Annotated in this window: 12 protein-coding genes; 8 read left to right on the forward strand and 4 right to left on the reverse strand. The window is 67.7% G+C overall.

What is annotated here, in order from left to right:
• Nucleotides 1-146: 146 nt before the first annotated feature.
• The 5 genes from BIZ42_RS16880 to BIZ42_RS16900 all read left to right on the forward strand — a co-directional run bounded on the left by BIZ42_RS16880 (nt 147) and on the right by BIZ42_RS16900 (nt 7112).
• Complete coding sequence (locus BIZ42_RS16880) at nt 147-527, forward strand: hypothetical protein (RefSeq protein ID WP_237393525.1); 381 nt, start codon at nt 147-149, stop codon at nt 525-527.
• Nucleotides 528-624: 97 nt separating this feature from the next.
• On the forward strand, nt 625-1005 hold the full coding sequence (gene panD / locus BIZ42_RS16885) for an aspartate 1-decarboxylase (protein ID WP_019183273.1): 381 nt from the start codon (nt 625-627) through the stop codon (nt 1003-1005).
• A complete protein-coding gene (gene pgi / locus BIZ42_RS16890) occupies nt 1002-2516 on the forward strand; it encodes a glucose-6-phosphate isomerase (protein WP_046273611.1) in 1515 nt (504 codons plus the stop codon). The genes panD and pgi overlap by 4 nt, the downstream gene beginning before the upstream one ends.
• A gap of 336 nt (nt 2517-2852) precedes the next feature.
• Nucleotides 2853-5453 (forward strand): exo 1,3/1,4-beta-D-glucan glucohydrolase, encoded by a 2601-nt coding sequence (locus tag BIZ42_RS16895; protein ID WP_070427119.1) that lies wholly within the window; start codon nt 2853-2855, stop codon nt 5451-5453.
• A 96-nt stretch (nt 5454-5549) separates the two neighbouring features.
• Nucleotides 5550-7112 carry a sodium/sugar symporter gene (locus BIZ42_RS16900; protein WP_070427120.1) on the forward strand — a complete coding sequence of 521 codons (1563 nt, stop codon included), beginning with the start codon at nt 5550-5552 and terminating at the stop codon, nt 7110-7112.
• Nucleotides 7113-7197: 85 nt separating this feature from the next.
• On the opposite strand, the gene BIZ42_RS16905 is transcribed toward BIZ42_RS16900, so the two are convergent.
• Entirely contained in the window at nt 7198-7782 is a 585-nt protein-coding gene (locus BIZ42_RS16905) for a response regulator transcription factor (protein ID WP_019183269.1), read from the reverse strand.
• A complete protein-coding gene (locus tag BIZ42_RS16910; RefSeq protein ID WP_019183268.1) occupies nt 7779-9005 on the reverse strand; it encodes an ATP-binding protein in 1227 nt (408 codons plus the stop codon). Before BIZ42_RS16910 ends, BIZ42_RS16905 begins: the two co-directional genes overlap by 4 nt.
• Nucleotides 9006-9149: 144 nt before the next feature.
• Here BIZ42_RS16910 and ispG point away from each other — a divergent pair, with 144 nt between their 5' ends.
• From ispG to BIZ42_RS16925, 3 genes are all read left to right on the forward strand, one after another.
• The gene (gene ispG / locus BIZ42_RS16915) at nt 9150-10415 is read left to right on the forward strand and encodes a flavodoxin-dependent (E)-4-hydroxy-3-methylbut-2-enyl-diphosphate synthase (RefSeq protein ID WP_019183267.1); all 1266 of its coding nucleotides are present in this window, start codon (nt 9150-9152) and stop codon (nt 10413-10415) included.
• Nucleotides 10396-11124, forward strand: coding sequence for a phosphatase PAP2 family protein (locus BIZ42_RS16920; RefSeq protein ID WP_070427121.1), 729 nt, complete (start codon nt 10396-10398; stop codon nt 11122-11124). Before ispG ends, BIZ42_RS16920 begins: the two co-directional genes overlap by 20 nt.
• A gap of 199 nt (nt 11125-11323) precedes the next feature.
• Complete coding sequence (locus BIZ42_RS16925; RefSeq protein WP_019183265.1) at nt 11324-11971, forward strand: response regulator; 648 nt, start codon at nt 11324-11326, stop codon at nt 11969-11971.
• Nucleotides 11972-12025: 54 nt separating this feature from the next.
• Here the strand turns inward: BIZ42_RS16925 and BIZ42_RS16930 are convergent, their stop codons facing one another.
• The gene (locus tag BIZ42_RS16930; RefSeq protein ID WP_070427122.1) at nt 12026-12685 is read right to left on the reverse strand and encodes a bifunctional 4-hydroxy-2-oxoglutarate aldolase/2-dehydro-3-deoxy-phosphogluconate aldolase; all 660 of its coding nucleotides are present in this window, start codon (nt 12683-12685) and stop codon (nt 12026-12028) included.
• A 199-nt stretch (nt 12686-12884) separates the two neighbouring features.
• Nucleotides 12885-14801 (reverse strand): phosphogluconate dehydratase, encoded by a 1917-nt coding sequence (gene edd / locus BIZ42_RS16935; RefSeq protein WP_070427123.1) that lies wholly within the window; start codon nt 14799-14801, stop codon nt 12885-12887.
• Nucleotides 14802-14845 lie beyond the last annotated feature (44 nt).

The following is a 14845-nucleotide window of genomic DNA, read 5'->3' on the forward strand; positions in this document are numbered from 1 at the left end:
TGGATTGACAGTGCGCAGCGCGCGCGACGACGATGTGATCGGGGCCGCCGGCCAACGAATGGGCTGGCGTCAAGCGCGTTCACACAGGGGAAGGGCACATGGCGGGAAAGAAACGGCGCTGGGCGGCCATGGTCGGGCTCGGCCGGATGACCGACCGCGAGTACCGCGCCAACATGAATGGCCTGAACATGTTCTTCGGTGCCGTGCTCGGCCTCGCACTGACCGGGGCCGAACAGCTCAACGACCTGCGTTTCGCCGTGGTCCTGACGATGGTGGCCGGTGCGGTCATCTCCATCCTCTACATTTCCTCCAGCCGGCACAGGGCGGCGTATGCCGCATACGCGGTGCTGGTTTCGGCGACCTTCCCCGAACTGGTGGGGGTGCTCTTCCACGATCCGGACATCGTCCCGGACAAAATCCGACCGACCCTGCTGGTCTGGGCCGGGATGACCATCCTGGTGGAGTTCTGGCAGCGCGAGAAGGAGGCTCCGGCGGCCGGGCCGGCCGGGGCTGATCCGGGTGCCTGAACGGATGGCAGCGCGGGACCGGCCTTGCGGGGCCACCCCCTGCCGCCCGCCCCCCGGGTGCTAGAATTTCCCTTTCCTTTACCGTTGTCCCGTTGCCATGCACCTGTCCCTGCTGAAGACCAAGATCCACCGCGCCACCGTCACTCACTCCGAGCTGAACTACGAAGGGTCCATCGCCATCGATGACAACCTGCTGGCTGCGACCGGCATCCGTGAGTTCGAGCAGGTGCACATCTGGGACGTGACCAACGGTGCGCGTTTCTCCACCTATGCCATCCGCGCCGAAGCCGGCAGCGGCGTGGTGTCGCTCAACGGCGGCGCCGCGCGCCACGTGCAGGTGGGCGACATCATCATCATCGCCGCCTTCGCCAGCATGAGCGAAGAAGAAGCTGACAGCTTCAAGCCGAAGTTGGTATATGTGGACGGCAAGAACCAGATCTCCCATACCAACGACACGATCCCGACACAGGCCGCATGACACAGCACAACGGATTCGACCCGCTTCATTCCCATGCCCAGCGCCTGCGCGGCGCGAGCATCCCTTCGTTGATCGCCGCCGAACCGGGCCGCGCACAATCGCTGGGCGTGCGGGTCGGTCCGTTGTATGTCAATTTCGCGCGGCAGAAGTACGACCGCGCGGCCTTGGACGCACTGCTGCAGCTGGCTGCCGAGCGCGATGTCGCCGGCGGGTTCCAGCGCCTGTTCCGCGGTGAAACGGTCAACGTGACCGAGGGCCGTGCCGCGCTGCACACCGCGTTGCGCGGCGATGCCAGCGGTGCGCCCGTGGCCGGCGAGGCGTTTGCCACCGCCGCCCAGGTGCGCCAGCAGATGGGCGAGCTGATCGCCGCACTGGAAGCGACCGACATCACCGATATCGTCAGCGTCGGCATCGGCGGCTCGGACCTCGGCCCGCGGCTGGTGGCCGATGCACTGCGCCCGGTCACCGGCGCGCGCTTCCGTGTGCATTTCGTTTCCAACGTCGATGGCGCCGCGATGCAGCGCACGCTCGCCACGCTGGACCCGGCCACCACCGCCGGCATCCTGATCTCCAAGACCTTCGGCACCCAGGAAACCCTGCTCAACGGGCAGATCCTGCACGACTGGCTGGGCGGCAGCGAGCGCCTGTATGCGGTCAGTGCCAACCCCGAGCGGGCGGCCAAGGCCTTCTCGATCGCCGCCGGCCGCGTCCTGCCGATGTGGGACTGGGTGGGCGGGCGCTATTCGCTGTGGTCGGCGGTTGGCTTCCCGATCGCGCTGGCGATCGGCTTCAGCCGCTTCGAGCAGCTGCTCGAGGGCGCTGCGCAGATGGACGAACACGCGCTGACCGCGCCGCTGCCGCAGAACCTGCCGGTGCTGCATGCGCTGACCGATATCTGGAACCGCAACCTGCTTGGCCACGCCACGCATGCGGTGATGACCTACGACCAGCGCTTGGCGCTGCTGCCGGCCTACCTGCAGCAGCTGGTGATGGAGAGCCTGGGCAAGCGCGTACAGCTCGATGGCAGCCCGGTCGCCAGCGACACCGTGCCGGTGTGGTGGGGCGGGGCGGGCACCGATGTGCAGCACAGCTTCTTCCAGGCGCTGCACCAGGGCACGAGCGTGATCCCGGCCGATTTCATCGGCTGCGTGCGCAACGATGATCCCTACGTGGTCAACCACCAGGCGCTGATGGCCAACCTGCTGGCGCAGACCGAAGCGCTGGCCAATGGCCAGGGCAGCGAGGATCCGCACCGCGAGTATCCCGGCGGCCGCCCGAGCACCCTGATCCTGCTCGATGCACTGACCCCGCAGTCGCTCGGTGCGCTGATCGCCATGTACGAACACGCCGTGTACGTGCAGTCGCTGATCTGGAACATCAACGCGTTCGACCAGTTCGGCGTGGAGCTGGGCAAGCAGCTGGCCAGCCAGTTGCTGCCGGCGTTGCAGGGGGAGGCGCATGCGATCACCGACCCGGTGACGCTGGAACTGCTGGGCCGGCTCAAGGGCTGAGCATCGGCCCCACCGCATGACCACGAACCGCCGGCCTGCCCGGCGGTTCTGCGTTCTGGCGCCTGCTGCTGCGCGTCCGGATCTGCGCAGTGCGCACCGAGCGGGATACTGCAGCGCAACACGGCAAACCCTGACAGGGCGGAGAGGTATGCCGTGAGCCGCCGGAATTGCAGGGTGGGGCGTCGGTTTGGCTATAGCACAATCCCATATCAGCGCCGGTCGATGGCATAGCCACGCGCCGGATTGACAGCATCGCGCGCAACACCAAAGGTACGTCGTCATGGCGCGGGGAGTCGCGCCATCCGTCTGCTGCTTGTGCGATACCTGGGAGGGTACATGCCGTTGCTTTCGCTTCGCTCCAACCGGCGGTCGATCCGCCACGCTCTCGCGCTGGCCACGTCGGCCACGATGTTGCTGTTGGCCGCTTGCGGCGGTGACCGGCCTGCCGCGACCACACCGTCGCCAGCGGCCGCCACCGCGGCCGACGCCATCCACCCGCAGAACTGGCCCGAGCTGGCGTGGCCGCTGGCCGAGGACCCGGCGCTGGAGAAGCGCATCGATGCATTGATGGCCGGCATGAGTGTGGAGCAGAAGGTCGGACAGACCGTGCAGGGCGATATCGCCAGCATGACCCCCGACGACGTGCGCCGGTACCACATCGGCTCAGTGCTGGCCGGCGGCAACTCCGATCCCGGCGGCAAGTACGACGCGCCGCCGTCGGCATGGCTGGCGCTTGCCGATGCCTACTACGCGGCCTCGCTGGATCCGGCCAGCGGCGGTCCCGGCATCCCGATCATCTTCGGCATCGACGCGGTGCACGGGCAGAGCAATATCGTCGGCGCCACGCTGTTTCCGCACAACATCGGCCTGGGCGCCACCCGCAACCCGGACCTGATGCGCCAGATCGGCCAGGTCACCGCCGTGGAAACACGCACCACCGGCATGGAGTGGACCTTCGCCCCCACCGTGGCGGTGCCGCAGGACGACCGCTGGGGCCGCACCTACGAAGGCTATTCCGAGTCGCCGGCGCTGGTGGCCAGCTTCTCTGGCAAGGTGGTCGAAGGTCTGCAGGGCATCCCCGGCCAGCCGGGCTTCCTGGACGGGCACCACGTGATCGCCTCGGTCAAGCACTACGCCGGCGATGGTGGCACCACGAACGGCAAGGACCAGGGCGATACCCAGGTCAGCGAAGCGGTCATGCGCGACGTGCATGCGGCCGGTTACCCGCCCGCCATCCAGGCCGGCGCGCAGACGGTGATGGCCTCGTTCAACAGCTTCAACGGCGTCGCCATGCACGGCCACAAGCCGATGCTGACCGATGTCCTGAAGGGGCGCATGCACTTCGGCGGCTTCGTGGTCGGCGACTGGAACGGCCACGGCAAGGTCGCTGGCTGCACCAACGACAACTGCCCGGCCTCGTTCAACGCCGGTGTGGACATGCTGATGGCGCCCGACAGCTGGAAGGGGATCTATGAAAGCAATGTCGCAGCGGTGAAGTCCGGCGTGATCAGCATGGAACGGCTGGACGAGGCCGTGCGTCGCATCCTGCGGGTCAAGCTGCGGCTGGGCCTGTTCGAGGCCGGCAAGCCCTCCACGCGTCCACTGGGCGGCAAGTTCGAGCTGCTCGGCGCGCCCGAACACCGCGCGATCGCGCGCCAGGCGGTACGCGAATCGCTGGTGCTGCTGAAGAACCAGGACGGCGTCCTGCCGCTGGCGCCGAAGCAGCGCGTGCTGGTCGCCGGGGATGGCGCAGACGACCTGGGCAAGCAGTCCGGTGGCTGGACACTCAACTGGCAGGGCACCGGCACCAAGCGTGCGGACTACCCGAATGCGGACAGCATCTGGGATGGGCTGAAGCAGCAGGTCACCGCCGCCGGTGGCAGCGCCGAGCTGGCGATCGACGGCAGGTACCGCACCAAACCGGATGTCGCGGTGGTGGTGGTGGGCGAGAACCCGTATGCCGAGTTCCAGGGCGACATCGCCACGCTGGCCTACAAGCCGGGCGATGACAGCGACCTGCAGCTGATCAAGCGGCTCAGGAGCGAGGGCATCAAGGTGGTCACGGTGTTCCTCAGTGGCCGTCCGCTGTGGGTGAACCGCGAGATCAACGCATCCGACGCCTTCGTTGCCGCCTGGCTGCCCGGCTCGGAAGGGGCCGGCATCGCCGACGTGCTGCTGCGCAAGCCCGACGGCAGCGTGCAGCACGACTTCAAGGGCACGCTCAGCTTCTCTTGGCCGCGTACCGCCGTGCAGTACCAGAACAATGTCGGCCAGAAGGACTACGACCCGCAGTTCGCGTTCGGCTTCGGCCTGCGCTATGCCGACAACGGCAACCTCGCCGCACTGCCGGAAGCCTCGGGCATCACCGGTGAGCAGGGCGATGCCGGCGTGTATTTCAACAAGGGCAAGCCGGCCGCGGGTCTGGCGATGCGCTTGAGCGGGGTCAAACAGTCCGAGCTGCCGGCCGTGACCTTCCCGGCCGTGCTCAGCGATGCCAGCCTGAAAGTGACGGCCGTCGATCACAAGGCGCAGGAAGACGCGCGCCGGCTGCAGTGGTCGGGGAGTGGCAAGGCGGACATGGCGCTGCTGTCCACGCGCCCGCTGGACCTCACCCGCGAGAGCAATGGCGATGTGCAGTTGCTGCTGACCGTGCGCCGCAGCGGCGCGATCAGCGGGCCGGTGGGGCTGGCGATCGGTTGCGGCCAGGGGTGCGAGGGTCGGCTGGATCTGGCGGCGACGTTGGGCGCGATCGGCGAGGACGAATGGCAGACGATCGGCGTGCCGTTGAAGTGTTTCGCCGCGGCCGGTGCTGACCTGTCGAAGATCGAGCGCCTGCCGGTGCTGGAGTCTTCAAACGCGCTGGACCTGTCGGTATCGCGCATCGCGCTGGGCACCGGCAATGATGCCCAGACCGTGGTCGCCTGTCCGACCCGGTGAGCCACAGGGCCCCTGCCGCTGGGCAGGGGCGGATCGCCGCCGCGCGCCGCACTTGCCGGCACGCGGGCCGGTGCAACGCTGCACAAGGAGCATGACGTGGGATTGGCAACACTCGATGTGGCAATCGTGCTGGTCTACCTGGCCGGCATCTTCGTGCTGGCGCAATGGGTCTCGCGCGAGAAGGCCGGGCACAGCAAGAGTGCCGAAGACTACTTCCTGGCCGGGCGCTCGCTGCCGTGGTGGGCGATCGGCGCGTCGCTGATTGCCGCCAACATTTCGGCCGAACAGATCATCGGCATGTCCGGCTCCGGCTATGCGATCGGCCTGGCCATCGCCTCCTACGAATGGATGGCTGCGCTTACCCTGCTGATCGTGGGCAAGTACTTCCTGCCGATCTTCCTGCGCAACGGCATCTACACGATGCCGCAGTTCCTGCAGCAGCGGTACGGCAACCGGATCCGCACGCTGATGGCGGTGTTCTGGCTGGGCCTGTACGTTTTCGTCAACCTGACCTCGATCCTGTGGCTGGGCTCGATCGCGGTGACCGAGGTCACCGGCATGGACCAGATGCTGGCGCTGGTGCTGATCGGCGTATTCGCGCTGCTCTACCAGTTGTACGGCGGCCTCAAGGCGGTGGCGCTGACCGATATCGTGCAGGTTTCGCTGCTGATCCTTGGTGGCCTGCTGGTGACCGCGCTCACCCTCAACGCGGTGGGCGGCGACGCCGGCATCCCCGGGGGGTTCCAGAAGCTGTGGGACCAGCACCCGGAACACTTCCAGATGATCCTGCACCCGGACAACCCGTTCTACAAAGACCTGCCGGGGTTGAGCGTGTTGATCGGCGGGCTGTGGATCATGAACCTGAGTTACTGGGGCTTCAACCAGTACATCATCCAGCGCGCGCTGGCGGCCAAGGACATCGGCGAGGCGCAGAAGGGCGTGTTGTTCGCGGCCTTCCTGAAGCTGCTGGTGCCGTTGGTGGTCGTGGTGCCGGGGATCGCGGCGGTGGTGCTGGCGCCGGATCTGGGCAAGCCGGACCGGGCCTACCCGGCGATGATGAGCCTGCTGCCCAGTGGCATCCTCGGCCTGGTCTTCGCGGCGCTGGTGGCGGCAATCGTGGCGTCGCTGGCCTCCAAGATCAACTCGGTCGCGACCATCTTCACCCTGGATTTCTACGCCAAGGCGCGCCCGCAGAGCAGCCAAGCCACGCTGGTGCGCGTGGGGCGCATCGCAGCAACGGTGTCGGTGCTGGTGGCGATCGCCACGGCACGGCCGTTGCTGGGCAGCTTCGACCAGGGCTTCCAGTACATCCAGGAATTCACCGGCTTCTTCACCCCGGGCATCACCGTGATCTTCCTGCTCGGCCTGTTCTGGAAGAAGGCCAGCGAAGCCGGCGCACTGGCCGCGGCCATCGGCTCGTTCGCCTTGTCGATCGTGTTGAAACTGGCGTGGCCGTCGCTGCCCTTCATCGACCGCGTCGGCCTGGTGTTCCTGCTGGCGCTGGTGCTGGCCGTGCTGATTTCGTTGTGGAAGCCGGCGCGCACCGGGCAGGACCTGATCCGTACCGATGACGTGCGCTATGCCACGCCGATGAGTTTCAACATCGGCGGTACGGCGGTGATCGCGATCCTGATCGCGCTGTACACGGTGTTCTGGTAACCGCGCATCCCCGCATGCGGCCAACAAAAACGGCGGCCTCGCGGTCGCCGTTTTCGTTTTCATGCGCGGCGCTGCAACGGGCCGGTCACCTGCTCGGATCGCGCTCCGGGCTGGGCCGCTTGGCCAGCTTGCGCTGCAGCGAGCGCCGGTGCATGCCGAGCAGCCGCGCGGCGGCGGAGACGTTGCCGCCGGTCTCATGCATCGCCTGCTGGATGTGTTCCCACTGCAGCCGGCTGATCGGGGTCATCGCATCCGGCGGTTCCATGTCGCCATCGTCGGCGGGACCATCGTCTTCCTCGCCGAGTGCGCGCAGGATCATCGGCACCGTGGCCGGCTTGGGCAGGTAATCGTCGGCACCGAGTTTGATTGCTTCCACCGCCGTGGCGATGCTGGCGTAGCCGGTCACCAGCAGGATCCGCATGTCTTCGCGCAGGGCGCGCAGCGGCTGGATCAAGGCAAGGCCGGACTCGGTGCCCAGCTTGAGATCGATCAACGCGTAGGCGGGCGGCTGCTGGCGGGCCAGCAGCAGCGCCGAGGCAGTGTCGCTGGCGGTGACGGTTTCCAGCCCCTTGCGGGCCAGGCTGCGCTGCAGCGTGCGCAGATACAGTTCGTCGTCGTCGACCAGCAGGCCGTGGCTGGCCTGACCGGGCGCGGGGGTGAAGGCGGTCATGCGGAAGTCTCCCGTGGGGACAAGGGCAGGCGGAAGCCGACGCGGGTGCCGGCACCATTGGCCGGGCGCATCCACAGCTCGCCGTCCAGGCGTTCGATGGTGGCGTGGGACAGCGCCAGGCCGACACCCATGCCGTCGGTCTTGCCGCTGTTGAACAAGGTGCCGGGCAGCACGGCCTGGCGGGCATCGAACCCGTGGCCGTAGTCGCGCACTTCGCCGATCAGGTCATCGCCTTCGATGCGCAGCGACAGATCCACCTGCGGGCGGTCGGCTTTCTCGCCGGCGTCGGCGGCATTGTTGAGCAGCACCATCAACAGATGGCCGATACCCGGATCCAGCGGCAGGGTCAGCGGGGCATCTTCATTGCGATGCAGTGCGATGGTCGGGCGCACCAGCCGCCATTGCTCCAGCACCTGCGGCAAGGTCACCGCATCGCGGCCGGGGGCATCGCCTGCGGCGGGGCGGGCCAGTGCCAGCACGCGCTCGCGGCACTGCACCAGCAGCTCGCGCAGGGTTTCCACGTCATCACGGACCTCGCTGCTTTCAGTCTGGTCGGCGATGTCGTCGGCCAGCAGGGTCATGGTCGCCAGCGGGGTATTGAGTTCATGCGCCACCGAGGCGGCGTGGGTGGCCAGGGCGACGATGCCTTCGTTGCGGACGAAGCGCTCGCGCAGCAGGGCCAGTTCGTGCTCGCGCTGGCGCAGGGCGATCGCCAGCCGGGTGGCGAACACCAGCACCACCGTTGCCGACAGCAGGAAGTTGCAGACCACGCCCCACTGCTGCATCTGCGCACCGGTGAAGTAGCCGCTGGGCAGTGGCAGGCCGAACACGCCGCTGACCGCGTAGCCGATCAGGCAGGCCGCCGCCACGGCCAGGGTCCAGCGCAGGGGCAGGGCAAGCGCGGCCAGGGCGATCAGGATCAGGAACAGCGAGCCGAAGGGGTTGGCGATGCCGCCACTCCAGCCGACCATCCAGGTCAGCACGGTGACATCCACCAGGATGTGGCCGAAGGCGGTGACCGGCGCGGTATCGGGGCCTTGCACACGCAGCTGCGCGTACAGGTTGAACAGGGTCAGCGCGGCGACGCCGGCCCACAGCGGCAGCTGCGGCAGTTCCAGGCCCAGCACCCAGGTGGCGACCAGGATCGTGGCGGCCTGGCCGGCCACGGCCAGCCAGCGCAGGCTGCACAGGGTGCGGAGAAAGGGGGCGTCGGTACCGGTCATCACCGCACATCCTATGCGCTCCCGACAGCGCCTGCCTGCGACAATCGGCCGCATCGGGGCGGGGCGCCGTGCGGCGGGCGCTGAACATGAGCGCCGAGCAACGACAGGCACCTACGTGCGCGCTGGGCGCGCTAAAATACGCCGATGCATGACGCCGTGACCCGACCGACCCAACCCGCCGACTCCGCCGTGTGGGCCCGCCGCCAGACCCAGCCTGTCCGTATCGGCGGCGTGGTCGTGGGTGGCGGCCATCCCGTGGTGGTGCAGTCGATGACCAACACCGACACCGCCGATGTCGCCGCCAGTGTGAAGCAGGTGGCCGAACTGTGGCGCGCAGGCTCGGAGATGGTGCGGCTGACCGTCAACAATCCCGAGTCGGCCGCGGCCATCCCGCGGATCGTGGAAAAGCTGCAGATGATGGGGATCGATGTCCCCCTGATCGGCGACTTTCATTACAACGGCCACCAGTTGCTGACCCAGGAGCCGGCCTGCGCCGAAGCCCTGGCCAAGTACCGGATCAATCCGGGCAACGTCGGCTTCGGCAAGAAGAAAGACACCCAGTTCGCGCAGCTGATCGAATTTGCGATCCGCTACAACAAGCCGGTCCGCATCGGCGCCAACTGGGGCTCGCTGGACCAGTCGCTGGCGGCGCGCCTGATGGACGAGAACAGCCAGCGCGCGCAGCCCTGGGATGCCGGGCGCGTGCTGCGTGAGGCGCTGATCCGCTCGGCGCTGGATTCGGCCGAGACCGCCGTGGAACTGGGCCTGCCGCGCGACCGCATCGTGCTGTCGGCCAAGGTCAGTGGGGTGCAGGAGCTGATCGCGGTGTACCGCGACCTGGCCCAGCGCTCGGATTTCGCGCTGCACCTGGGCCTGACCGAAGCCGGCATCGGCAGCAAGGGCATCGTCGCCTCCTCGGCGGCGCTGGCGGTGCTGCTGCAGGAAGGCATCGGCGACACCATCCGCATTTCGCTGACCCCCGAACCGGGCCAGTCGCGCACCGCCGAGGTGATCGTCGCCCAGGAACTGCTGCAGACCACCGGGCAGCGGGCCTTCACGCCGCTGGTCACGGCCTGCCCCGGCTGCGGCCGGACCACCTCGGAGTTCTTCCAGGAGCTGGCCAAGGTCGTGCAGAACCATGTGCGCGAGAAAATGCCGCTCTGGAAGGTGAACCACCCCGGGGCCGAAAGCATGACCCTGGCGGTCATGGGCTGCATCGTCAACGGGCCGGGCGAGTCGCGCCACGCCAACATCGGCATCTCCCTGCCGGGGACCGGCGAGACGCCGGCGGCGCCGGTCTTCGTGGACGGTGAAAAGACGGTCACCCTGCGCGGCGAGAACATCGCCCAGGACTTCGTGGCGCTGATCGACGATTACGTCGAACGCACCTATGTCCGAACGCTCGGATAAGCCGGCGGTGCTGGCTGCCCCGGAGGCGGCGGCCGGTTTCCGCCACTGGATGGGCCGCAACGCCTGGCGCTTCGTGCTGCTGTTCGTGGGCGTGCTGCTGCCCCTGGCCGGGTTCGTCGCCCTGGCCGATGAAGTCCATGAGCTGGAATCGATCTATTTCGATGCGCCGCTGCTGTGGAAGATGCATGGCCTGCATTCGCCGGGCCTGGACCAGTTCTTCGTGCTGCTCTCCAAACTGGGCTATGAGTGGTTCCTGATCCCGGCCGATGTGCTGATCGTGGTCCTGCTGGCCTGGCGCAGACGCTGGCGCGAGGCCAGTTTCGTGGCGATCTGCTTTGCCGGCTCGGCGCTGCTCAACCTGGGCAGCAAGCGCTTCTTCCAGCGCGACCGGCCCAGCCTGTGGGAATCCATCGCCCCGGAAAGCACCTTCAGCTTCCCCAGTGGCCATGCCATGGGCTCGATGACCCTGGCCGTCACCCTGGTGCTGCTGGCCTGGAACACCCGCTGGCGCTGGCCGGTCGCGTTCTCCGCGGTGACCTTTGCGGTGCTGGTCAGCCTGTCCCGGGTCTACCTCGGGGTCCATTACCCTTCCGACATCCTGGCCGGCTGGTGTGCCGCCCTGGTCTGGGTGGTAGGGTGCTTCCTGGTCATGTTCCGCCGTCGCCATCCGTGGCGGCATGCCGCTGAGACGAATACGGCGGTAAACTAGCCGAAAGCGGCATGAAAACGGGCGCCATCCATAGGCTGTTCCACTGGAACAGAAGAGGATGAGAGGCACAGGGGGAGGGGCAGACAGCACGTCTGTGATGCGTGGAGCAGAACGCGATGATGGGGAACCCGGTTCCTTGTGATCGACACATCCCGCGGCTAGGCTTGCCCCCGTTCACAGTGTTTGACGAGGTTGGCGGATGACGATTCGAGTGTATCTGGTGGACGATCATGCTCTGGTGCGCACGGGCATGAAGATGATCCTCTCCAACGAGACCGACATCGAGGTGGTCGGTGAGGCGGAGAGTGGCGAAGATGCATTGCCGGATATCCGCCGCCTGCGGCCCGACGTCGTGCTGTGCGATCTGCACCTGCCTGGCGTCAGCGGCATGGAAGTCACCGAGCGCGTGGTCCGTGGCGACCACGGCACCCGCGTGGTGATCGTCTCCGTCCTTGAAGATGGGCCGATGCCCAAGCGCCTGCTCGAAGCCGGTGCTTCCGGCTACATCGGCAAGGCCTGCGATGCCCAGGAACTGCTGCGTGCCGTGCGCGATGCAGCGCTCGGCCGTCGTTATCTCGGCAACAGCATCGCGCAGAACCTCGCGTTGTCCAATGTGGAAGGCAACCATTCGCCGTTCGACACCCTGTCCCCGCGCGAACTGGAAGTGGCGCTGCTGTTGACCCAGGGCCTGCGCCAGGAAGACATCGCCAAACGCCTGAGCCTGAGCGCGAAGACCGTCAACACGCACAAGGCGCGCCTGTTCGAGAAAATGGGCATCAACGACAACATCGCGCTCGCGCGCATGGCCAGCCAGTACGGCCTGGTGGATCCGGCGCGCCCGATGTAATCCACGCGCAGGATGCACGTAAAAAAACGCCCGGGCATGCCCGGGCGTTTTCGTTCAGTGCGCGCGGACCCGCGCCACGATCTTCGCGGCCTGGGCCGCGCTTTCGCGCACCTTGTCCCACTCGCCACGCTCGATCCAGCCCCCCGGCACCATCCACGAACCACCGATGCAGACCACGTTCTTCTGCTCCAGGTATTCGGCGGCGGTGTCTTCGGTGATGCCGCCGGTCGGGCACAGCTTCAGATCCGGAATCGGACCGGCCAGGCCCTTGATCATCGCCAGCCCGCCCACGGCCGAGGCCGGGAACAATTTGCACACCCGGAAGCCGCGCGCATACAGCGCCAGCATCTCCGTCGGCGACGCCGCACCCGGCACCACCGGCAGCGGCGCCTGCGCCAGCGCATCGGCCATGTGCACCGGCGTACCCGGCGTGACCAGGAAATCGGCGCCCGCATCGATGGACTGCTGCATCTGCTCCACGGTCAACACCGTGCCCGCACCCACCACCACATCCGGCAGCTCGCGCTTGAGCATGGCGAGCGCTTCCATCGCCACCGGCGTACGCAGCGTCAGCTCGATCGCCGGCAGCCCGCCCTCCAGCAACGCCGCGCTGACCGCACGGGCCTGGTCCAGCGTATGCACCGTCACCACCGGCAGAATGCCGGCAGCCTTCAACAGGGTTTCAGCGCGTTTCTGATGTTCGGCGATGCTCATGCGTTTCCAATCCTTCTTTTCATCAATGTCTGCGGCGCGAACGACGCGCCGGAATGTGTCGGGAGGCAGCGGGATGGCCCCCACCAGGACCGTCAAGCGGCATGGATGCCGCTTTACGAGCCCCCATGGATGGGTTCACGGCGCGTCCCGGTTGGGGCCGTCCGCTGCCTCAACCAGGACACCTTGCCGCTGCATCAGCTCAGGCGTCCTTCGCCTCATGCGGCGCATCCGCCGCCGCCGCATCATGCCCAAGCTCGTATTCCGCATCGTAATTCCAGATGCTGCCGTCATCGGCGGCCGGCCCACACGAAATCGACATCGCGCCCTGGTCGGCCGGGCCCACCAGGCGGCGGCTCATCGCGAACAGATTGCGGCCCAGATCGTGCGCGGCCGGTGCCGTGTTCGGCGCCGGCTCGCGCGCGGCGAATTCCGCCGCATCCACCAGCAGCTCCAGCGTGCCGGCCTCACCATCCAGACGGATGATGTCGCCCTCGCGCACCCGCGCCAGCGGACCGCCGCGAGAGGCTTCCGGCGTCATGTGGATCGCGGCCGGGAACTTGCCCGAGGCACCAGACAGGCGACCATCGGTGACCAGCGCCACGCGGCGGCCCTGGTTCTGCAGCAGGCCCAGCAGCGGCGCCAGCGAATGCAGCTCCGGCATGCCGTTGGCGCGCGGGCCCTGGTAACGCACCACCGCCACGAAATCGTGCGGCAGCACACCGGCGGCATGCAGCTTGTTCAGCACCTGCGGTGCATCGACCACCACGGCCGGCGCTTCGATCGTGCGGAACTGCGGCTTCACCGCTGACAGCTTGATCAGCGATCGGCCAAGGTTGCCGCGCAGCAGGCGCAGGCCACCCTGGGCTTCGAACGGATCGGCCACGCCACGCACCACGTCCGGATCGGCGCTCTCGCGCACGCCATCGATGTAGGTCAGCTTGCCATCGCGCAGCGCCGGTTCCTGGCCGTACTGGTGCATGCCGCCTTCGGCCACGGTCTGCAGGTCGGCGTGCATCAGCCCGGCCTCCATCAACTCGCGGAACACGAACGCGGTGCCACCGGCGGCGGCGAAGCGGTTCACGTCGGCTTCGCCGTTCGGATAGACGCGGGCCAGCAGTGGGATCAGCTGCGAGAGCTGGTCCATGTCGTCCCAGGTCAGCACGATGCCGGCCGCACGCGCCACCGCGATCCAGTGGATGGTGTGGTTGGTCGAGCCGCCGGTGGCCATCAGCGTGACCACCGCATTGACGATCGCGCGCTCGTCGATCAGCCGGCCGAGCGGACGGAAGTCATCGCCCAGTGCGCTGATTTCCAGCGCACGCACCGCTGCCTGGCGGGTCAGCGCATCGCGCAGCGGCGTATCGGGGTTGACGAACGAGGCGCCCGGCAACTGCACGCCCATCGCTTCGAGCAGGGTCTGGTTGGAGTTGGCGGTGCCGTAGAAGGTGCAGGTACCGGCGCCGTGGTACGAGGCGGCCTCGGCCTCCAGCAGTTCCTCGCGGGTTGCCTGGCCGGCCGCATAGCGCTCGCGCACTTCGGCCTTCTGCTTGTTCGGGATGCCCGGGGTCATCGGGCCGGCCGGCAGGAAGATCGCCGGCAGGTGGCCGAAGGCCAGCGCACCGATCAGCAGGCCGGGCACGATCTTGTCGCAGACGCCGAGGTAGACGCTGGCGTCGAACATGTCATGGCTCAGGCCGATCGCGGTGGACTGGGCGATCACATCGCGCGAGAACAGCGACAGCTCCATGCCGCCGCGGCCCTGGGTGACGCCGTCGCACATCGCCGGCACGCCACCGGCCACCTGTGCGGTCGCGCCGAGTTCGCGCGCGGTTTCGCGCAGGATCTCCGGGTAGTGCTCGAACGGCTGGTGCGCCGAGAGCATGTCGTTGTACGCGGTGATGATGCCCAGGTTGGGCGTCACGCCGCCGCGCAGGCGCGACTTGTCGGTCGGGCCGCACGCGGCGAACCCGTGGGCGAGGTTGCCGCAGCTCAGGCGCGAACGGAATGGACCGTCGCGCAGCGCCGCGTCTACACCGGCCAGGTAGGCGGCGCGCGAGGCGACGCTGCGCTGGACGATGCGCTCGGTGATGGCATGGAGTTTGGGATGCAGGCTCATTGGCTACCGGCTATGAGAAGGCGAACGGAACAACACCGGGGCAA

The sequence above is a fragment of the Stenotrophomonas sp. LM091 genome (assembly GCF_001806305.1).
Taxonomy (GTDB): domain Bacteria; phylum Pseudomonadota; class Gammaproteobacteria; order Xanthomonadales; family Xanthomonadaceae; genus Stenotrophomonas; species Stenotrophomonas bentonitica_A.